21 protein-coding genes are annotated in these 18832 nt (G+C 58.6%); 5 read left to right on the forward strand and 16 right to left on the reverse strand.

Translation table 11 applies throughout. The features are described 5' to 3' along the window. Window positions 1-169: 169 nt before the first annotated feature. From ACR0I1_RS04355 to ACR0I1_RS04370, 4 genes are read right to left on the reverse strand one after another with little or no spacing between them, the layout of a single operon-like run. Window positions 170-1348, reverse strand: a complete 1179-nt coding sequence (locus ACR0I1_RS04355; protein ID WP_480705135.1) for a phage major capsid protein — start codon at window positions 1346-1348, stop codon at window positions 170-172. A 30-nt stretch (window positions 1349-1378) separates the two neighbouring features. Then, complete coding sequence (locus tag ACR0I1_RS04360; RefSeq protein ID WP_480705137.1) at window positions 1379-1924, reverse strand: HK97 family phage prohead protease; 546 nt, start codon at window positions 1922-1924, stop codon at window positions 1379-1381. A gap of 26 nt (window positions 1925-1950) precedes the next feature. Then, window positions 1951-2169 (reverse strand): GTA head formation protein, RCAP_rcc01685 family, encoded by a 219-nt coding sequence (locus ACR0I1_RS04365; protein ID WP_010442100.1) that lies wholly within the window; start codon window positions 2167-2169, stop codon window positions 1951-1953. Next, window positions 2162-3322: a phage portal protein gene (locus tag ACR0I1_RS04370; protein WP_480705139.1), complete on the reverse strand. Its 1161-nt coding sequence runs from the start codon at window positions 3320-3322 to the stop codon at window positions 2162-2164. The genes ACR0I1_RS04365 and ACR0I1_RS04370 overlap by 8 nt, the downstream gene beginning before the upstream one ends. Before the next feature lie 888 nt (window positions 3323-4210). Between ACR0I1_RS04370 and ACR0I1_RS04375 the strand changes: the two genes are divergently transcribed. Continuing rightward, window positions 4211-4465, forward strand: coding sequence for a hypothetical protein (locus tag ACR0I1_RS04375; protein ID WP_480705141.1), 255 nt, complete (start codon window positions 4211-4213; stop codon window positions 4463-4465). Between the two features lie 73 nt (window positions 4466-4538). On the opposite strand, the gene ACR0I1_RS04380 is transcribed toward ACR0I1_RS04375, so the two are convergent. The 3 genes from ACR0I1_RS04380 to ACR0I1_RS04390 all read right to left on the reverse strand — a co-directional run bounded on the left by ACR0I1_RS04380 (window position 4539) and on the right by ACR0I1_RS04390 (window position 7230). Continuing rightward, a complete protein-coding gene (locus ACR0I1_RS04380; RefSeq protein ID WP_480705143.1) occupies window positions 4539-5909 on the reverse strand; it encodes a DNA-packaging protein in 1371 nt (456 codons plus the stop codon). After that, on the reverse strand, window positions 5818-6258 hold the full coding sequence (locus ACR0I1_RS04385; protein WP_480705145.1) for a hypothetical protein: 441 nt from the start codon (window positions 6256-6258) through the stop codon (window positions 5818-5820). The genes ACR0I1_RS04380 and ACR0I1_RS04385 overlap by 92 nt, the downstream gene beginning before the upstream one ends. A gap of 84 nt (window positions 6259-6342) precedes the next feature. Continuing rightward, the gene (locus ACR0I1_RS04390) at window positions 6343-7230 is read right to left on the reverse strand and encodes a DMT family transporter (protein ID WP_480705147.1); all 888 of its coding nucleotides are present in this window, start codon (window positions 7228-7230) and stop codon (window positions 6343-6345) included. 325 nt (window positions 7231-7555) lie between these two features. On the opposite strand from ACR0I1_RS04390, the gene ACR0I1_RS04395 reads away from it, so the two are divergent. After that, a complete protein-coding gene (locus ACR0I1_RS04395) occupies window positions 7556-8815 on the forward strand; it encodes a DEAD/DEAH box helicase (RefSeq protein ID WP_480705149.1) in 1260 nt (419 codons plus the stop codon). Window positions 8816-8928: 113 nt separating this feature from the next. Here ACR0I1_RS04395 and mltG read toward each other — a convergent pair whose 3' ends face one another. The 7 genes from mltG to fabD all read right to left on the reverse strand — a co-directional run bounded on the left by mltG (window position 8929) and on the right by fabD (window position 15267). Beyond that, a complete protein-coding gene (gene mltG / locus ACR0I1_RS04400; RefSeq protein ID WP_170817924.1) occupies window positions 8929-10086 on the reverse strand; it encodes an endolytic transglycosylase MltG in 1158 nt (385 codons plus the stop codon). Further along, entirely contained in the window at window positions 10087-11352 is a 1266-nt protein-coding gene (gene fabF / locus ACR0I1_RS04405; RefSeq protein ID WP_170396465.1) for a beta-ketoacyl-ACP synthase II, read from the reverse strand. Window positions 11353-11555: 203 nt separating this feature from the next. Next, window positions 11556-12299 carry a 1-(5-phosphoribosyl)-5-[(5-phosphoribosylamino)methylideneamino]imidazole-4-carboxamide isomerase gene (locus ACR0I1_RS04410; protein ID WP_480705151.1) on the reverse strand — a complete coding sequence of 248 codons (744 nt, stop codon included), beginning with the start codon at window positions 12297-12299 and terminating at the stop codon, window positions 11556-11558. A 123-nt stretch (window positions 12300-12422) separates the two neighbouring features. Continuing rightward, window positions 12423-12962, reverse strand: a complete 540-nt coding sequence (locus ACR0I1_RS04415) for a GNAT family N-acetyltransferase (RefSeq protein ID WP_170403143.1) — start codon at window positions 12960-12962, stop codon at window positions 12423-12425. A gap of 141 nt (window positions 12963-13103) precedes the next feature. Then, entirely contained in the window at window positions 13104-13337 is a 234-nt protein-coding gene (locus ACR0I1_RS04420) for an acyl carrier protein (RefSeq protein WP_008756330.1), read from the reverse strand. Window positions 13338-13546: 209 nt separating this feature from the next. After that, complete coding sequence (gene fabG, locus ACR0I1_RS04425; protein WP_480705153.1) at window positions 13547-14284, reverse strand: 3-oxoacyl-[acyl-carrier-protein] reductase; 738 nt, start codon at window positions 14282-14284, stop codon at window positions 13547-13549. A gap of 44 nt (window positions 14285-14328) precedes the next feature. Next, window positions 14329-15267 carry an ACP S-malonyltransferase gene (fabD, locus tag ACR0I1_RS04430; protein ID WP_170403147.1) on the reverse strand — a complete coding sequence of 313 codons (939 nt, stop codon included), beginning with the start codon at window positions 15265-15267 and terminating at the stop codon, window positions 14329-14331. A 172-nt stretch (window positions 15268-15439) separates the two neighbouring features. On the opposite strand from fabD, the gene ACR0I1_RS04435 reads away from it, so the two are divergent. Then, window positions 15440-16669: a cytochrome b/b6 domain-containing protein gene (locus ACR0I1_RS04435; RefSeq protein WP_480705155.1), complete on the forward strand. Its 1230-nt coding sequence runs from the start codon at window positions 15440-15442 to the stop codon at window positions 16667-16669. 55 nt (window positions 16670-16724) lie between these two features. Here ACR0I1_RS04435 and ACR0I1_RS04440 read toward each other — a convergent pair whose 3' ends face one another. After that, window positions 16725-17297, reverse strand: coding sequence for a YceI family protein (locus ACR0I1_RS04440; RefSeq protein WP_170646377.1), 573 nt, complete (start codon window positions 17295-17297; stop codon window positions 16725-16727). Between the two features lie 126 nt (window positions 17298-17423). Beyond that, window positions 17424-17933: a hypothetical protein gene (locus tag ACR0I1_RS04445; RefSeq protein WP_255612061.1), complete on the reverse strand. Its 510-nt coding sequence runs from the start codon at window positions 17931-17933 to the stop codon at window positions 17424-17426. 278 nt (window positions 17934-18211) lie between these two features. On the opposite strand from ACR0I1_RS04445, the gene rpsF reads away from it, so the two are divergent. Next, window positions 18212-18565: a 30S ribosomal protein S6 gene (gene rpsF, locus ACR0I1_RS04450; RefSeq protein ID WP_068332653.1), complete on the forward strand. Its 354-nt coding sequence runs from the start codon at window positions 18212-18214 to the stop codon at window positions 18563-18565. Between the two features lie 27 nt (window positions 18566-18592). Next, on the forward strand, window positions 18593-18820 hold the full coding sequence (gene rpsR / locus ACR0I1_RS04455) for a 30S ribosomal protein S18 (protein WP_005608650.1): 228 nt from the start codon (window positions 18593-18595) through the stop codon (window positions 18818-18820). The last annotated feature ends 12 nt before the right edge of the window (window positions 18821-18832 follow it).

Raw genomic sequence — 18832 nt, forward strand, 5'->3', positions numbered from 1 at the left:
ATTTACTCCGCAATCTCGGACCCCTCCGGGGCCGTATCCTTGGAAAATGACGGGCACGCGCCGCCCCACGTTGCTCGGACGGAGGGGAGCAGCTAGACAACGCGGGGGATCTCACCCCGGCCCGCGCCCGCCGCCCGAGGGGCTTGCAGCCCCCCGGATCCGTCACCGCTTAGGCGATGCCGAATTTCAGCAGTTTGATTGCAGCAAAATCGCTTATGTCGCCGCCCACGCGCTTGGTCGCGTAGAACAGGACATGCGGCTTAGCGCTGAACGGGTCGCGCAGCACGCGCAGATCGGGACGTTCGGCTATGGTGTAGCCCGACTGGAAGTCACCAAAGGCGATCGAGTAGCTGTCTGTCGCCGCATCCGGCATGTCCTCGGCAATCAGCACCGGATAGCCCATCAGACGCGCAGGCTCACCCGCCGCCAGACCATCCGACCACAGGAAGCGGCCATCGCTGTCCTTCAGCTTGCGGATCAGACCCGCGGTTTTCGAGTTCATCACGAATGTGCCGTTCACCCGGTACTGCGCGCCCAGCGCGTAGACCACGTCCACAATGGCATCCGCATCAACGCCGCCATCAATGCCCGACGCGACATAACCCAGGCTGTCCCAGCCCCAGCTGCCGTTTTCCATCGTGCGGTGGGTCAGGATACCCTTGGGCTTATCCACACCATCACCATTGATGAACGCCGCCGCCTCGGCCCGTGCAAACTTGTCGGCGATGCGACCGGCCAGCCAGCCTTCGACATCAAACGCACTGTCATCCAACAGACGCTGCGACGCTTTGGGCAGCGCGCTCAGCTCGTGCAGCGGGATCGAAATCCGATCAATCGATGGGGTCGAGGTCTCAGCCGTAGCCGAGTTTTCATCCGCCCAACCCGCGCCCACATCGGTGTGGTCGATCAGCACGTCGAACGAGTTCGCCTCGACATTCACAACTGACGCAATCGAACGGATCGAAGCGGTTGAATTCAACACCGACTTGATCATCTCAGCCGTCTGCGGATCGACCAGATAGCCACCGTCGCTGTTCACCGCCGTCGAAAGCGACTTGGCCTCAATCTCCAGCCCGCGCAGCCCGTCATCCTCGCCCGAACGCACATAGGCGTCAAAAGCCTTCTGATGCGGGGCGCCTTCTTCGATCGATGCCGCAAGGTGCGGACGCGCCGCGATGGTTGATTTACGATCCAGCATGGTCAGTCGCTCTTCTGTCTGTTGCAGTTGGGTTTTAACTTCGGCCTTGAGGCCGTTGAATTCATTCACGAAGCCAGCCATCGCCTGCTTCACCTCCTGAACCAGGGGCGCACCCTCTCCGGTCAAGGCCGGGGTCTCGGTCTTGCTCATCAGCACTTCCTTATTGGGGGGTTAGAGGCGCTAGATTCGCGCCAGCTCCTGCCGGGCGTCGTTGAACACCTCAGCAATACTGCGCCAGGTGTTTTCAACGTCAGGCTCCACGCCTTTCGCCGCCACCCGCGCACTGGGCAGCATCGGGAACGTCACCAAAGACACCTCCCACAGCTCCAGTTCGGTCAGGACCCGCTGGCCCTTGTCATTTTTCACGGCCCGTTTAGTGCGATAGCCAATCGACAGGCCGTCCATTGCCCCCGCCCGGATCAATTCGGCCGCCTCACGGCCCTTTTGTGTGGACTCCAGCAGACGTCCCTTGACCCACAGGCCCTTGTCATCCTCGCGTACCTCATCCCAGACACCGATAGGCTGCGCGGGATCGTGTTGCCACAGCATCTTGACCCGCTGACCCGCCTTGGACAGCCCGTCAAGCGAGCCCCTATACGCCCCGCGCTGCACCACATCGCTGCCCTGATCGACCTGCCCAAACAGGCTGGCATACCCTTCGATCACCGCATCGTCGGTCACCGACAAGCTGTCTCCGAACTGTGCGAATTTATGCTCCAAATCCATGAACTTCTCCATGTAACCCACTGACATTATGGCGTTACCACAAGGAATGACTGAAACGCCTGCGCCAAAATCACCGCCGCCACGCCGTAAACCGTCAGCCACAACCGCTTCTCCAGCCGCTCCATCATCTCTTCGATCTGATCCAACCGCCGACACAGGTGGGCGTGCTGGATCTCGGCCACCCGTTCATGCGCGGCCAGGCGCAGGCCCGGCGCGCAGTCGAACGGAGGATACCCATCACCCATCCCCACGCTCCGGCAGCCCCAGCAACGCGCGTTTCTCGGCATCGCTCAGGAATTCGGCCCCGCTAACCCGCGCCCATTGCGCATCGCGTTCCGCAGACAGCGCGGGCACCTGATCCAGATCCGGCTTCAGCACCAAATCCTCACCCGAGATCCCCGCCAGCCACTCCGACACCGCCGCCGCCACCCGCGTCACCAGGGGCAGCACGGTCAGGCGATAAAACGCCCGGTTGGCCTCCTGATAGTTCGAATAGGTCGCATCGCCTTGGATCCCCAGCAGCATCGGCGGGACCCCAAAGGCCAGCGCGATCTCACGGGCGGCGGCTTCCTTGGTCTTTTGAAACTCCATGTCCGAGGGCGAGAAGCCCATCGGCTTCCAATCCAGCCCCCCTTCCAGAACCATCGGACGCCCAGCATTCCGCGCCCCGCGATAGTTCTGCTCGATCTCGTCCGACAGACGCCGAAACTGATCTTCGGCCATCACCCCGTGGCCATCACCCTTCCACACCAGCGCCCCCGAAGGCCGCGCCGCATTATCCAGCAGCGATTTCGACCACCGAGACGCGCTGTTATGCACATCTATCGCCATCGCGGCCGCCTGCATCGGCGAGAACCCGTAATGATCATCCTGCGGATGGAATGACTTGATATGACAGATGTTTTCCGCCGCAAACCGGTGCTTCTTGCCGCCCACAGCGTAGTCATACGCCTTGGGCCACCCATCCGCCCCCGGCACCACGCTCATCCGGTCCGAGCGCAAGACATGCAGCTCTATCGGCAAACCTTCATCGGCCTGAACCGCCTCAACATAAGCATTGCCCGACAGCAGCAACTGTCCAAACAGCGCTTCCATCAATTCCGCCCGCCCCTGCGCCGCATTCGGACGGCGCATGAGGCTCAGGATCGGATGCACATCAAACCGCTGCGCCTGATCCTGCAGCACCAGAGGCAAAGCCGCCGCCGCCTCGGCAATCAGCTTTACCGAGCGAAACCCCACCGGGTTCCCCGAAAACCCCGTCCGCGTCAGCGACACCGCGTCCCGAGGGCTCCACGCCACGCGCCCGCCCGTCTGCCACGCCACCACAGGCCCCGCTGCGCTCGCCTTCGCCTCGGGCGCTTCCCCAGCCGATCCACGACGCAAGAAATCGAATACCATCTGTGCTCCTTTCTGCCGCCGCTCTGCCCGGCTTGTTGAAAGGAGTTATGACGGAAAGAAGTTTAAGTCTCGGGAATGGGGCGTACGGGGGTTGGGCAACGGATACATGACGTGAAATAGAACTAGAGCGAATTCAGAGAGTTCACAGTAAAACCACTGCTCGCACGCATTCAATCTAGACGCGAAGATTCTGTTCGAATACTCCTGAAATATAACTTTATGGTTTTCAAGAATGTAGTGAGGTTTCATGAATTTAACCAAAGCAATCGTACCGGTCTTGCTTTTAGCAGTGTCGGGATGTTTCGGACCAAATTTGGATTACAGCGCAGAACCAACGACCTTCAAGTATACCGAAGCCGGAACCTCAGGCTTAAATCCAGTCAGACCCTACCCGACACCCGAAGACGTTTGCCAAATCATCAGTGAAAATCGAGAGATCCGCGAACCCGTCAACGATGGATCTTTTTTGATTGCTTGCCCAAAGCACGAACGCGGCGCAATCAGCGACAGGCAAAGCGAAGGCGCGCAAGTGATAGCTCACGCGCGACACTGGACAATACTGTCTGTACCTGCTCGCTAGTGCCACATTTTGCTACTTAACAGCACTTAAACTGGGCAGTGAAACTGCTATAGCGCCCGCACCCAAGGCCGCCGATAGACCCCCGCAGGCTCCACAACCAACTCATGCAACGCAGAGACTAACGGGTCGACCGGGTCGGGCGAGCCCTGACCCAGACTCTAGCTTGGCTGATTGCAAGATTCAGAAGTTTGTTCAACCGATAGCCTAAATCCTTTGCAATCACCGCCAAGTTTTTGTGATTTCATGCCACGGCAATTGTCTGCGTTTCACATGCCCCCACGTGTGCTTCAAATTGAAGAGGCCACCCGATGACTGAAAACGAACCTGTGCCGTCTGGACACTCCGATACGCACAAATACTGGACCAATGAACCTACTGCTGCCGACAAACACGTCTATGAGGTGTTTGCCTCCAACGTAGTCGTTCTTGTGCAGCTACTTGATGACTACAAAACAATGATGTCGCCGGATGTCCACGCAAGGCTGTTTTCTTCGCTGCTGACGTTGTCCCGGTTGCTCGGCGAATACGAGGACAGTTGGAATCAAGAATACCCAACGCCCTGAACCTGAATGCGCCCAGCGAAAGATCAGCCCTTTAGGAGAAATATGATTGTTTGTAGAGCACCCCTCAGAGTGCTCACAAACTCCGCACCCTCGGCCTTCTAAACGCCCCCGCAGGCCCCACAACTAACTCATGCAGCGCCCAGACCAGCGCGTCGACCCGGTCGGGTGAGCCCTGCCCTTCGAACCCGCGCGCGGTCATCTGGCACATCTGCTCCTCCAGCGAGTCCAACCCGGCCAAATGGGCCACACGCCCCTGATCGTATAGCGCCGCTACAGGCTCGGCCCGCGCGACCTTGCCGCGAGACGCTCGCACTGCGCGATAAGGCACCAGAGGGTCCACCTGCCGCACGACCTCTTCCACCAGTTGCCCGCCCTGATTGACCTCGGCCACCAACCGTTCGGCCCCGAACTCATCCATCGCGTCAATCGCCGCCTGCGCCCAGCCCGCCGGGCCAACGCCCTGCACCGTCCGGTCAGCCAGCACATAGGCCCGCCAGTCCTCGGGCGGCCCCTGCAACTGAGCACCCACGACCACGATCCCGCAAGCATCCGCATCCGACCCCGCCGTCACCGCCGGGTCCAGCGCCACGACAACCCGGTCCAATGCGGGCACCTGCGCACAGCGCGCCGCCTCCAGCATCGAACCCGTCCACAACGCGCCCTCAACATCCGACAGCAACACCCCGTCTAATTCCTGCCGCCCCAGCCGCGTGCCGGCATAGCGCGCGCGTACCTCTTCCAAAAAGGAACCCGCCAGATTGGCCCGGTTCGCCTCGGTCGGCGCGTGGGTCTGTACCGTGGACGGAGACGCCAGCAAATCCTTCAAAACCTTCACATTGCGCGGCGTCGTGGTCACACAGACCCGCGGCCGTTCCCCCAGCCGCAGCGCAAATTGCAACATATCCCAGGTCTCGCCCGCCTTCTTCCACTTGGCCAGCTCATCCACCCAGGCCGCATCAAACTGCGGCCCCCGCAGCCCCTCGGGATCATGCGCCGAAAACGCCTGCGCCTCGGACCCGTTAGGCCAAACCAGCTTGCGTTCAGACGCCTTCCAAACAGGCCGCCGATCCGGCGGTGAACACTGCAATATCCCGCTATCCCCAAAGATCATCACATCGCGCACCTGATCAAATGTCTCACCGACCAGAGCCACACGACACGCCTGCCCCCGATCCAGAGGCAATGACCCCTCGACCACCGACCGCACCCACTCGGCCCCCGCCCGCGTCTTACCGGCCCCGCGCCCGCCCATGATCACCCACGACCGCCAGTCGCCCTCGGGCGGCAACTGATGCGGCAGCGCCCAGAACTCGAATAGGAAAGGGAGGGCACACAGCCCCCCCTCCCCGATCTCACTCAGAAATCTGTCCTGCACCGCAGCAGGCGCGGAGGCGAGCCAGCCTGCACCCGATCTCAGATCGTGCCCGATCAAGGTCGAGCGCATAGCCCCCTTGGGCAATTCCGGCTTGTCTGTGATGTTGTTCGACAAAGCTTGTCTCCACTTTCTGGCAACTGCGGATCAGCCCCTCTAGCTGACCCAGTTGCTTGCCTGTTCCGGCAAGGTTTGCATCCTCCCCGGCACCGATCTGTTTTCGCAGTTCTTCCGCTGCTTGGCGCAGATCGCGAATGGATCTTTCGAGCGACTGCAACAAATCAGCCGTCTGAGAAATCCGCTCTTCCGGGGTAATCAAAGTCATGTTTGCCTGTGACCTCATGCGTGAGTTTTTCCGCACGAGAGAAACGAAAAACGACCGCCGGGTCGCCCCGGGGCCGTTGCCCACCTCTTCTAGCATGACATAATTCCTACCAAGAAAAGTGCGCAAAGTCAATGCGTTACGCAACGCGGACGCAACACCCGGCGTCCGATCCATTAACGATCAGCCCCGCATGACCTCAAGAAACGCAGCGCTTACGATCAAAGCCGCACCCAATGCTTCTCTCATCCCAAACGGCTCGCCCGAGAAGACCGCCGCCGAGATCAGGCCCACCACAACTTCGCTCATCAGCAGTAGACCAACGCGTGCCGGGGTCAGCTTGGTTGCGGGCCAAATCGTCAGAAAAAACATCGGCAAGGTGTACAGGACCGACAGCAACGCGACCGGGCCGATACGTATAACCATCTCGCCGACTGCCTCTGATGACGCCAAACCGCCGCCGAATGGAACGCTCAGCAGAGACAACACCAAAGCGCCTGAAACAAAGGCAAAAACCTGCCCCGGAACAGAGATACCGGACGTCCGATAAAGCCCCAGCGATCCCATCGCCCAAGTGATCCCCGAGATCAGGGCCAGCCAGTCTCCAGCATTGCGCGGCCAGGGAAACCCCTGTTCTCCGCCAAGCACGATGAACATGCCACCCAGACCGCAGAGTAAGCCCAGCACGCGCGCCGGGCCAAGACGCTCACCCAGAAACACCATTCCAAGGATCGTTCCCCAGACCGGTGTCAGATAGAACAGCAGGATTGACCGGACGACATCTGTGTAAACCAGACTGATGGTAAACAAGCTGAACGCAGCACCGGTGAACATCCCGCTGAAGATCAGCCCGCGCCAATCTTTCAAAAGCGCTTGCCGTTCGCGCATCAGGAAAGGCGTCAGTACGATCAACGCCGAGGTGTACATCACAATACCGGGCCATGGGCCATCCAGTCCTTGGTCGACAAAGTAGCGAACCGGAATCCAGTACAGCCCCCACATCATCCCGCCGATGACAAGGGCGACGCTGGCGGTCCTCAAATCCGCTCCGTGTAAAGCTCTGAATGTCATGACCCGACTCATAAAACCTTCCGAACCGTATCTGGCAAACGCGCAACCCGCGCAAGCTTATGGCCGACACGGCGCTTGACAATCGCGACCGCAAGGCGCATGTGCCCCTCAAACAGCGCTACCGCGTGAGCACGTGGGCGACACCGCCCCCAACAGCGCCCGATTCACCCATAGTTCCCCATCACGCAGGGTTCTTGACGCGACAACCAGATGCTGCAGGGAACGCCTGCACGTCCTGAGGTTTCGCACAACCCCTGCCGGTCGCGGATGCGGCCCATCACGACTTGCCCGTGGGCCATTGCCTCGGGCTGCAAAGGATAGTTATTTGTTCGACTTCGATATGCTGGGCCTTGCGCCCGCTCTAAATGATGCGCTCAAGCGCGCCAACTTCACTCAACCGACCCCGATCCAGAACCAGGCGATCCCGCTGGCCCTGAATGGTCACGATATCCTTGGCCTCGCCCAGACCGGTACAGGCAAGACATTGGCCTTTGGCCTGCCGCTGATCGACCATCTGCTGGCCCAGCCCGGCAAGCCCGATCCCAAAACCGCCAAGGCGCTGATCCTTGCGCCCACCCGCGAGTTGGTCAACCAGATCGCCGACAGCCTTCGCAACTTGACCAAGAAAACCAAGATCCGCGTCGCGACCGTGGTTGGCGGTCAGTCGATCAACAAGCAGATCATGTTTCTGGCGCGCGGCACCGACATTCTTGTCGCCACCCCCGGTCGCCTGATCGACCTGATGGATCGCGGTGCGGTTAATCTGGGTTCAGTCAAGCGCCTCGTACTGGACGAGGCTGACCAGATGCTCGATATGGGCTTCATCCATGCCCTGCGTCGGATCGCGCCGGAACTGGGCACGCCGCGCCAAACCATGCTGTTCTCAGCCACCATGCCGAAGCAAATGGAAGAGCTCAGCCGCGCTTACCTGACCAACCCGCAACGGGTGCAGGTCTCGCCCCCCGGCAAAGCAGCCGACAAGATCATGCAGTCGATCCACTTTGTTGAAAAGCCTGCAAAACCCGCCAAACTGCGCGAGATCCTCTCGGCTGACATGGACGCGCTGACGTTGGTCTTCTCCCGCACCAAACACGGGGCCGAAAAGCTGATGAAGGGGCTTGTCGCCGATGGCTACAATGCAGCCTCGATCCACGGCAACAAAAGTCAGGGCCAACGCGACCGCGCCATCAAGGCGTTCCGCGCCGGTGAGGTCAATGTTCTGGTCGCTACCGACGTCGCCGCGCGCGGCATCGATATTCCGGGCGTGGCCTATGTGATCAACTACGACCTGCCCGAGGTACCGGACAACTATGTCCACCGCATCGGCCGCACCGCTCGTGCAGGCCGCGAGGGCGAGGCCATTGCCTTCTGCTCGGCGGAAGAGGTCGACCTGCTGCGTCAGATTCAGAAACTGATGAAGATCGAAATCCCGGTCGCCAGCGGTGAGATGCCTGAAGCAATCTCACCAAAGAAAACCCCGCGCCGCCCAAGCAACCGCCGTCGCAGCCCGAAACCTCAGCACTCTGGTGCGCCCAAACCGGGCGGTCAGAAACGCCGCCGAACGCGTCGCGCGAAAGCGGCCTGAATAAGAAACGGCCCGGTCGATTGACCGAGCCGTTGCTTTATCGGGGTCAGAGATTCGTGTTGTACAAGTCGGACAAAGTGCCGTTTCAAACCTGTACAACACGGACGATTGAATCAGTTCCCGGAATTCCGCTCAGCCTCGATCTCACGCCACTTTGCGACGTTGCGATTGTGCTCTTGCAGGGTCTCGGCAAAGGCATGACCACCGGTTCCGTCCGCAACAAAGAAGATGAAATCCGTGTTGTCAGGTGCCACCGCAGCCTCAAGGCTCGCAAGACCCGGATTGGCAATCGGGGTGGGTGGCAGCCCTTCGATGACATAGGTGTTCCAAGGCGTCGCACGGCGCAGTTCGCTTTGCCGCAAACCGCGACCCAAAGTACCCTGCCCTTTGGTTACACCATAGATCACCGTCGGGTCTGTCTGCAGCCTCATACCTTGGTTCAGACGGTTAACGAAAACGCTGGCTACCTGGCCACGCTCTTCCGGCTGACCTGTTTCTTTTTCGATGATCGAAGCCAAAATCAGCATCTCTTCGGGGCTGTTCAGAGGTAAATCATCCTGACGCCCCTCCCACGCCGCGTTGATTCTAAGCTGCTGTTTTTCCTGCATTTCAGCAAGAATTGCATTCCGATCTTCACCGGGTCTGACCTCATAACTGTCAGGGGCCAACATCCCTTCAGCGGGCAATTCGGCTACTTCGCCGGTTAGCAAATCCATCGCCTTCAGCGACTCGACAATCTGCCAACTGGTGACGCCTTCAGCTAACGAGATGCGATAACGCGTATCCGCCTCACCGCGTTTTTCTGCATAAACTTCCGGGGCGTCCTCTTCGCCGATCACAAAGGAAGCCACCTCATCAAAATCCAGAGTCGCCGGGTTCAGTTCCCGCACGCGGGTCTGCATACGGGTCACGCCAATGCGGTATTCGATCTCGGTACCGCAAGTGCTGGCGCCGCTATGAGTTATGTCGTCGACGATTTGCTCCATCGACGCGCCTTCGCGAACCAGAAAGCTACCCGCTTTCAGCTGCTGAGATTTGTCTGTGTAATCAGCAGCTAAGCGGAAAATCAACCCGCTGCTGATCGCACCTTGGTCCTCGAGGTCACGGCTGACCCGTGTCATGTTGGAGCCTGGCTTTACCTGCAGGCAGATCGCGGTTTCCAGCGGTCCTTCGGACTTGTATTGCGACTGCCCCCACAGGACGACACCGCCCATCAGGAACAGCCCAACGATCAGTATTGTCAACGCGTTCGAAGCGAGCGCTCGCCACATTTAGCTGACCTTTCCGAAGATCACACTTGCATTGGTGCCGCCAAACCCGAACGAGTTCGACAAAGCCACGTTGATCTCACGCTCTCGTTTTGCATTCGGTGCCAAGTCGATCGGAGTCTCCACCGCAGGGTTGTCCAGGTTGATGGTCGGCGGTGCAACCTGATCGCGGATCGCAAGGATCGAAAAGATCGCCTCAATCGCGCCAGCGGCGCCCAGCAGGTGACCAGTGGCTGATTTGGTCGAAGTCATCGTCGCGTTGCTGGCGTGATCCCCCAGCAGGCGTTCTACCGCGCCCAGCTCAATCGTATCCGCCATGGTCGAGGTCCCATGCGCGTTAATATAATCCAGATCCTTCGGCTCAAGCCCCGCACTACGCAGCGCTGCTTTCATCGAGCGTTCGGCCCCGTCGCCATCCTCGGACGGCGCGGTTATGTGATAAGCGTCACCCGACATCCCATAGCCCAGAACCTCGGCATAAATCTTGGCACCGCGCGCTTTGGCGTGTTCGTAATCCTCAAGAACTACAATGCCTGCACCTTCGCCCATGACGAAACCGTCGCGGTCGATGTCATAGGGGCGGCTCGCTTTCTTTGGATCATCGGCGTATTTGGTCGACAGCGCCTTGCAGGCGTTGAAGCCGGCGATACCGATTTCGCAAATACAGCCCTCGCCTCCACCTGCGATCATCACGTCTGCATCCCCGGCGCGGATGATGCGGCTGGCATCACCGATCGCATGAGCACCGGTCGAGCAAGCAGTCACGACCGAGTGGTTCGGCCCCTTGAACCCATGACGGATCGAAACCTGCCCCGAGGCCAGATTGATCAGCGCGCCCGGGATAAAGAACGGAGAAACCCTGCGCGGACCTTTGTCGCGGATCAGGTTGGCCGTGTTGGCAATTGATCCCAGCCCACCGATACCGGACCCAATCAGAACGCCCGTGCGCAGGCGGTCTTCTTCGTCTTCGGGCAGCCAATTGGCATCCTTGCAAGCCATCTCGGCTGCAGCGATGGAATATAGGATGAAATCTTCAATCTTGCGCTGTTCTTTCGGCGGCATCCAATCGTCAGGATTAAACGTCCCGTTGGTGCCATCTCCGCGCGGCACTTCGCAGGCATAGGTCGTGGTGACCCCGCTTGCCTCGGCATCAAACTGCGTGATTGGTCCTGCGCCGGATTCTCCATCCAGCAGCCGTGACCATGTTTCCTCAACCCCACTGGCCAAAGGAGTGACCAATCCAAGACCGGTTACAACGACTCTGCGCATGAAGTGCCTCTTGCCTGCTTCCTGTTATGAGAACCGCTCATACCCCGGCCCGGGGTGCGGGGGCAAGAGCAACGGCATATTCTGAACCGGCATCCTTGTGCCGTAACCTGTTCAAATCCTCTGTCAATTGAGTTGAACGATGCCTGAAAAGCAAAAGCCCGCCCTTCCTTCAACGGGAAAGGCGGGTCGTCTGGTACTGAAGTTTACTGGAACTCGGCGACTGGCTCGTGTGCCGATTGGGCGACTTCCAGTGCTTCGGACAGATCGACGGACTTGCGGAACAGTGCCCGGCCAACGATCGCACCCGAAATATTCGAGATATAGGCGAGACGAGAGATATCGTCGCTGGTACGCACGACACCGCTGGCTATGATCGGTGTACGCGATTTTTCGGCCAGTCCTGAAATCAGACCCAGCTGCGCCTCGACATCTTCCATATCACTATCGATATCGGTCACCAAAATTGCTGCAAGAGGCGTATCCGCGAAAGCTTCGATGAAGGCTTCCGGGGTAAACGCACTTTGGCTACGCCAACCTTCGGTCATCACTTGCCCTTGCCAAACATCGACCGCCAACACGATCTGATCGGGATAAAGCTTAGCCAATTCCTTAACCAACTGTGGGTCCCAAGCCGCAAGTGTGCCAATCACGATTCGGCCAGCCCCTTTGTTGATCCAATGTTCAACATGCTCGCGGGTCCGCATCCCCCCTGCCAACTGCACTGACATTTCAGAGGAGCGAATAATTTCTTCGATCAGTACTGAATTGGTATCCCGGCCTTCGATCGCGTCAAAATCCGTAAGCTGCATCCATTCCGCTCCAGCCGCAGACCAGCCGCGCGCGGTCTCGACCGGATCGACATGCCAGATCATCGCTTCATTCAGACGCCCCTTGTCCAGCGTAACGCACCGACCGTTCTGCAACTCCATCGTGGGGTAAATCATCATGATTCATATCCTCCGCTGAATCATTCCGTAATTCCACGATAGCATAGAGTCTCAGTTTGCCGCTTTGTTTCACAAGATCGGCAAAGCTCGTCCATTTTGCGGCATCGCACTGCCTAATGCGTTTCACACCCGTGTAGGAGGTCCGTCACGGCGAAACAGATGAACGGGGGTGTCGCGGTATTCAGCTTCGCGCAACAGCTTGTAGCCCAGCTTTTCAGCCAATCGCTGTGAGGCTGCATGGTCCGCGTCGATCAGCGCAACCAACGGGCCCGGAATGATCCGGTCGAACCAGTCGTGCGCCGCCTGCGCGGCCTCACACCCGTATCCTTGCCCCTGCATGTCCGGGGCCAGAACCCAGCCGGCTTCGGGAAAACCATCGAAATCATCGCCCAGAGACCGGTTGCCATAGAAGAACCCGGCTTGCCCGATCAGAGTACGATTCGACTGCAGCATCACACCCCATTGACCGAACCCGGTCATCTGCCAATGTCCAGCGTTGCGCAGGAAAGAATCCCACGCCTCGCCGCGCGTTTTCGGGGTGCCTCCGATATGGCGTACAACTTCGGGGTCGCGCCAGATTTCGGCGAACCGGTTGAAATCCTCGGGGCGCATAGCACACAAGGTCAGACGCGCCGTATTGATCATCGGGGTGGATCTTATCATGCCCTTGCCCGCTCAGAAACTTGCCTCAGGTGTCAGAGTGCGGAGCCTCAACGCCTCAAAGCAAGCGCGAAATGTGGCAGAGCATAAAAAAACGGCGCTTCCGTTGCCCGGAAGCGCCGTTTTTGTCTCAGTCAGGTCAGCTTAGGAAGCTTCGCTGATGAATTTGACCGCGTCGCCAAAGGTCTGGATGGTCTCGGCTGCGTCGTCCGGAATCTCGATGCCGAACTCTTCTTCGAACGCCATTACCAGCTCAACGGTGTCCAGGCTGTCTGCGCCCAGATCGTCGATGAACGAGGCGTTTTCAGCAACCTTGTCCTCTTCAACACCCAGGTGCTCAACAACGATCTTCTTTACGCGATCTGCGACGTCGCTCATGTCTATTCCTCATTTCATTTCAGGGCTGTCCGCCCGGTTCTGCCCTTGCCCGTTCGGGATGGACTGGTTTTGCCCTTTCCGGGCGGTTTGGGTCCCGGGTCCCCGGGAAATCAGAGAACCGGCCCTTGGACCGGTTCCTGCGCATATGCGCCGCCTATAGCACAGACAACGCACAAGGCAAACGCTTTCGCGCCCACCCTGAATTGCGATTACAACATGGCCATACCGCCATTCACATGCAAGGTGCTTCCGGTAACATAACCTGCTTCAGGGCTTGCCAGATACAGCACAGCGGCTGCGATTTCCTGCGGATCACCCATACGACCGGCCGGAACCTTGAGCATCAGACCCTTCTTTTGCTCAACCGTCAGCTTCTCGGTCATCGCGGTTGTGATAAAGCCCGGCGCAACCGCATTAACGGTAATGCCACGGGTCGCAACCTCATGCGCCAGCGCCTTGGAAAAGCCGATCATACCCGCTTTGGAAGCAGCATAGTTCGCCTGCCCTGGGTTTCCGATCGCAGCCACAACGGACGAGACATTGACGATCCGACCCCAGCGCGCCTTCATCATGCCCCGGATCACGCCTTTGCACAGCTTCATCGTTGCGGTCATGTTCACGTCGATCACGCTCTGCCATTCTTCATCCGACATGCGCATGAACAGGTTGTCGCGTGTGATGCCTGCGTTGTTCACCAGAATATCAACCGAGCCCATCGCCTCAGCCGCTTGTTTCGGCAGGGCCTCGACGGCTTCGGGATCGCTCAGGTTACACGGCAAGACATGCGCACGATCGCCAAGGCTGTCGGCCAGAGCTTGCAGAGGCTCCACGCGCGTTCCGGAAAGGCCAACAGTTGCACCAGCGTCGTAAAGCGCGCGGGCGATATCGCCGCCAATACCACCCGAAGCACCGGTGATTAGCGCATTCTTACCTGTCAAATCAAACATCTATGTTTCCTCTCTGGCCGCCGAATCCGGCGGCTGTCCCTTGTTCATGCGCCGGGGTTAACGGCTTTTTGTACATCTTCAGGCGTCCCGACCGCTGTGCACGCCAATGCTCGATCGATCTTGCGGATCATGCCCGACAAAGCTTTGCCCGCGCCGATCTCCCACGCTTCGGTCACACCCTGCGCGACCATGTACTGTACGCTCTCTCGCCACCGAACCGAGCCGGTGACCTGTTCCACCAGCAACTGACGGATCATATCTGGATCAGCCACAGCTTCGGCGCGAACATTCGCAACCAAAGGCACGGCAGGCGCTTTGATTTCAACCGAGGCCAAAGCCTCTGCCATTACATCTGCCGCAGGCTGCATCAGCGCACAGTGAAATGGAGCACTTACCGGCAACATAATTGCACGCTTGGCACCTTTTTCCTTGGCGATCTCGGCTGCGCGCTCAACAGCGGCTTTTGAACCAGAAACGACTACCTGGGTTGGGTCATTGTCATTGGCAGCCTGACAGACCTCATCTTGCGCGGCCTCTTCCGCAACGGCGCGCACCGCTTCAAGATCGAGCCCCAGAATGGCGGCCATTGCGCCCTCGCCCACCGGCACTGCACTTTGCATCGCCTGCCCGCGCGTCCGCAGCAGGCGGGCAGTATCGGCAACCGTCAAGGCTCCGGCCGCAGCCAGCGCCGAGTATTCACCCAGCGAGTGACCCGCCACATAAGATGCCATTGAAATCGAAACGCCTTCGGCCTCAAGTGCGCGCATTGCGGCCATCGAGGTTGCCATCAGCGCGGGCTGTGCATTCTGAGTCAGGGTCAGCTCTGCGATATCGCCGTCCCAGATCAGATCGCTCAGTTTTTCGCCCAAGGCCTCATCGACCTCATCGAAAACGGCGCGGGCGGCTGGATATGCCTCAGCCAAGGCCTTGCCCATTCCGATGGTCTGGGCGCCCTGCCCGGGGAAAACAAACGCGCGTGTCATTGGTGCCTCTTGCGTGACGTCAGATTTCGGCGGGGTTTAAACTGACAATCGGCGCGGCACAAGCATTGCCTGCGTTCTGCATCAGGACACCTTTACTGTGCATTTCTCTGTCTTGTGTCCACACGGCATCCATTTAACTTACCCTCAATTCAGAAACTCGGAGAGCCAATCGATGCCCCTTACCAACACCCGGTCCAGCTATGGTGGTGTAACCAAAGCATTTCACTGGCTGACCGCGCTACTGATCCTGACGGCTCTGCCGCTGGGCTGGTTCGCGAACCAATTGGCCCATGCGATTTACGATCCGAGCATTCCCACGACCGAGGATGACATCGCCCGCGCCGCCCAGCTGTTTTCACTGCACAAAACCATTGGTGTTACCGTGTTCTTCGTCGCACTGGCCCGAATCCTTTGGGCTGTTACCCAGACGAAGCCGGGCTTGCTGAACGCTGAAAACAAACCCGAGGCCTTCGCCGCCGAAACTGTGCACTGGCTGCTGTACGGCTCGCTTGTACTGGCTCCACTCAGCGGCTGGATCCACCACGCCGCCACCGACGGCTTCGCGCCGATCCTATGGCCCCTTGGTCAGAACCTGCCGCTTATTCCGAAGTCAGCTTTCCTTGCCGACATCAGCGCCAGCCTGCATTGGCTTTTCGTCTGGGCCCTGGGTGTGGCACTCGTGCTGCACATAGCGGGCGCGCTGAAACACCATGTCGTGGACAAAGACAGCACCCTGCGCCGTATGCTGCCCGGCCAATCGGACGCGCCGGAACCCCCGGCACAGCACCATTCCATTGTTCCCGCCTTCGCCGCCTTGGCAATCTGGGGCGCGGTGCTGGTTGGAGGTTGGTCCAACGGTGTCTTTGACGACCAGTCCAAAGCATCCGAAGACACGGCCGAACTTGCGCAAGTTCAATCGGAATGGGAGGTCGAAGACGGATCCCTGTCGATTACTATCTCGCAACTGGGCAGTCCCGTAAGCGGCGAGTTTGCAGACTGGACTGCAGCGATAGCGTTTGAGGATCCCGCCGAGCCGGGGTTGGCCGGTTCCGTCGATGTAACGATTGCCATTGGTTCACTCAGCATCGGCACAGTCACCGACCAAGCGATGGGTGCGGATTTTTTTGACAGTGCGCAGTTTCCTACGGCTCAATTTAAGGCCGACCTGTTCAAAACGGATGCGGGTTATGAGGCGCGAGGACCTCTGACAATCCGGGACAAATCTATCGATGTCGTCCTGCCATTTACGTTGGAACTGGCCGACGATGCAGCGACGATGTCGGGGAATCTGGAACTCAACCGAATGGATTTCGACGTTGGAACATCGCAACCCACCGAAGATTCGTTGGGGTTCACGGTTATCGTTGCAGTTGAATTGACGGCAGAACGCGACGACAAATGAAAAACCGCCGGGGCGCATAACCCCGACGGTTTCTTTTTTTGGGATCATGAAGGGATTAGTCGGCCTTCTGCGCCTCGATCGAAATATTGACCTCGACCTCGTCACCCACGAATGGAGCGAATTGGCCCAAATCAAAATCGCTGCGCACCAGCGTTGTGGTGGCGTCAAATCCGGCCCATGGCTTGCCCGCCATCGGGTGCTCACCCACCTGGTTAAGCTTGGCATCCAGAACCACGGATTTGGTGACACCATTCATGGTCAGATCACCGGTGATGTTGGCTGTGTTTTCGCCAGTGACCTCAATACCAGTTGAAGTGAAGGTCACCAGATCACCTTCGGCTGCGCCAAAGAAATCTTCGGTCATGAAGTGATCTTCGCGCGGTTTCCAACCGGTGATCATCTCAACGACCGGCATCGAAACAGTCACGCTCGATGCTGCCGGGTCTTCCTGATCAAACATGATTTCGCCCTCAAAGCCCGAAAACATGCCCGTGGTGGTCGAAAAGCCAAGGTGGTTATAGCTGAAGATGACCTGGCTGTGGCTGGGGTCCAGAACGTATTTCTCGGCGCTGGCAAACGCCGAGGTCGCTGATACGGCCAAAGCAGCAGCAAGAAGGGTGGATTTCATGACAATCTCCGCAAATTTGTGAATGCAAACCGAATGGGTTGCTCGATAACAAAAATGTGCTGCCCAAGGGCAGCACACAAGTTTTTTTGATTCACAACTTCTGTTCCTTTTTGAACAGAATAAAAGTCAGGCGAAAATTGTTACGTTTTGGCTGAGTTGACCTTTGAGCGCTGAGCCAACATCCGCCGATTCCAGTGGCAGCTTCATCAGCAGGCTTCCGTCTACATCGTACAGTTCGACCTGGTCGTCAGCGAAACGCGCGCCACCCAGCGAGTCGTAGCTGCGGCGCAATACCGTTTGCGGCCGACCGTTTTCGTTTTTCTGAAGAATGCGAACCTCGCGGCGGATTGGGTCAAAGTAGGCGTCTGGGCGCGCATCCATCACCTCGATGGTCAGCAGGCTGACGCCAACAATCAAGAACATCAGCGAAGCGACTAACTTGATAGGCCAAACCTCGGCCCCCATAACCGAACCCGGCATCAACCACATCGAAAAGGCCGACACAATCAGAAAGACACCAACGGCACGCAGAAGAAACATCCGAGCCCGCCAATTCGGCGCAAACGTAATCAGCACGGGGACGGATTTATCAAATACCGCGGCAGGTGCCGATTGTTCAAAAGTGTTTGTGTTCATGACGGCCATTGTCTTGCCCTGTCTATGTTTTCCAATCTACCGGGTTCTCCCGGCTTCATGAACAACCTCGGGGCGAAAAGCGTCAGGAATTGGGCGCACCAGTGGAAATAGGGCGACTTCACAAAGGCATATGTGGCAGGGCTTGCCCCGCCCGCTCAAACGTGTATACGGGGCCATCCTTCGCAGGAGTTATGAATCGCGCAGCCTCTCGTGGCAGGGTCGCGAAGGACCATATGGCCCCGCCTTTGAAATGCGCCTTGATATAAACAGGAGTGCACATGCCACTGTATGAGCATGTAATGATCGCGCGTCAGGATTTGTCCAACGCGCAGGCAGAAAGCCTTGTCGAACATTTCGGCACCGTTCTGGCTGACAACGGCGGCAACGTCGTCGAAAGCGAGTACTGGGGCGTCAAGACGATGGCTTACAAGATCAACAAGAACCGCAAAGGCCACTATGCCTTCCTGAAAACCGATGCCCCTTCGGGTGCGGTTCAGGAAATGGAACGCCTGATGCGCCTGCATGATGACGTGATGCGAGTTCTGACCATCAAGGTCGACGAGCATGCCGAGGGCCCTTCGGTCCAGATGCAGAAGCGCGATGAGCGCGAAGGCCGCCGCGAGCGCCGCTGATCAACGCCTGACGAAAGGACATAAACCATGGCCGCAAAACCATTTTTCCGCCGCCGCAAGGTCTGCCCGTTCTCGGGTGAGAACGCGCCGAAAATCGACTATAAAGACACCCGTCTGCTGCAGCGCTACATCTCTGAGCGTGGCAAGATCGTACCTTCGCGCATCACCGCCGTTTCGGCGAAAAAGCAGCGTGAACTGGCCCGTGCTATCAAGCGCGCCCGCTTCCTCGCCCTGCTGCCCTACGCCGTGAAGTAAGGAGAGACTGAC

Source organism: Ruegeria sp. B11 (assembly GCF_056539785.1).

Coding starts and splice junctions, on each gene's coding strand:
- ACR0I1_RS04365 (WP_010442100.1), bottom strand. CDS start 2,169: ATGGGTGATGGGTATCCTCCGTTCGACTGCGCGCCGGGCCTGCGCCTG.
- ACR0I1_RS04370 (WP_480705139.1), bottom strand. CDS start 3,322: ATGGTATTCGATTTCTTGCGTCGTGGATCGGCTGGGGAAGCGCCCGAG.
- ACR0I1_RS04420 (WP_008756330.1), bottom strand. CDS start 13,337: ATGAGCGACGTCGCAGATCGCGTAAAGAAGATCGTTGTTGAGCACCTG.
- fabD (WP_170403147.1), bottom strand. CDS start 15,267: ATGACACGCGCGTTTGTTTTCCCCGGGCAGGGCGCCCAGACCATCGGA.
- ACR0I1_RS04440 (WP_170646377.1), bottom strand. CDS start 17,297: ATGAAATCCACCCTTCTTGCTGCTGCTTTGGCCGTATCAGCGACCTCG.
- ACR0I1_RS04360 (WP_480705137.1), bottom strand. CDS start 1,924: ATGGATTTGGAGCATAAATTCGCACAGTTCGGAGACAGCTTGTCGGTG.
- mltG (WP_170817924.1), bottom strand. CDS start 10,086: ATGTGGCGAGCGCTCGCTTCGAACGCGTTGACAATACTGATCGTTGGG.
- ACR0I1_RS04355 (WP_480705135.1), bottom strand. CDS start 1,348: ATGAGCAAGACCGAGACCCCGGCCTTGACCGGAGAGGGTGCGCCCCTG.
- ACR0I1_RS04390 (WP_480705147.1), bottom strand. CDS start 7,230: ATGACATTCAGAGCTTTACACGGAGCGGATTTGAGGACCGCCAGCGTC.
- fabG (WP_480705153.1), bottom strand. CDS start 14,284: ATGTTTGATTTGACAGGTAAGAATGCGCTAATCACCGGTGCTTCGGGT.
- ACR0I1_RS04385 (WP_480705145.1), bottom strand. CDS start 6,258: ATGCTAGAAGAGGTGGGCAACGGCCCCGGGGCGACCCGGCGGTCGTTT.
- ACR0I1_RS04415 (WP_170403143.1), bottom strand. CDS start 12,962: ATGATAAGATCCACCCCGATGATCAATACGGCGCGTCTGACCTTGTGT.
- ACR0I1_RS04435 (WP_480705155.1), top strand. CDS start 15,440: ATGCCCCTTACCAACACCCGGTCCAGCTATGGTGGTGTAACCAAAGCA.
- ACR0I1_RS04380 (WP_480705143.1), bottom strand. CDS start 5,909: ATGCGCTCGACCTTGATCGGGCACGATCTGAGATCGGGTGCAGGCTGG.
- ACR0I1_RS04375 (WP_480705141.1), top strand. CDS start 4,211: ATGACTGAAAACGAACCTGTGCCGTCTGGACACTCCGATACGCACAAA.
- rpsF (WP_068332653.1), top strand. CDS start 18,212: ATGCCACTGTATGAGCATGTAATGATCGCGCGTCAGGATTTGTCCAAC.
- ACR0I1_RS04445 (WP_255612061.1), bottom strand. CDS start 17,933: ATGAACACAAACACTTTTGAACAATCGGCACCTGCCGCGGTATTTGAT.
- ACR0I1_RS04410 (WP_480705151.1), bottom strand. CDS start 12,299: ATGATGATTTACCCCACGATGGAGTTGCAGAACGGTCGGTGCGTTACG.
- rpsR (WP_005608650.1), top strand. CDS start 18,593: ATGGCCGCAAAACCATTTTTCCGCCGCCGCAAGGTCTGCCCGTTCTCG.
- fabF (WP_170396465.1), bottom strand. CDS start 11,352: ATGCGCAGAGTCGTTGTAACCGGTCTTGGATTGGTCACTCCTTTGGCC.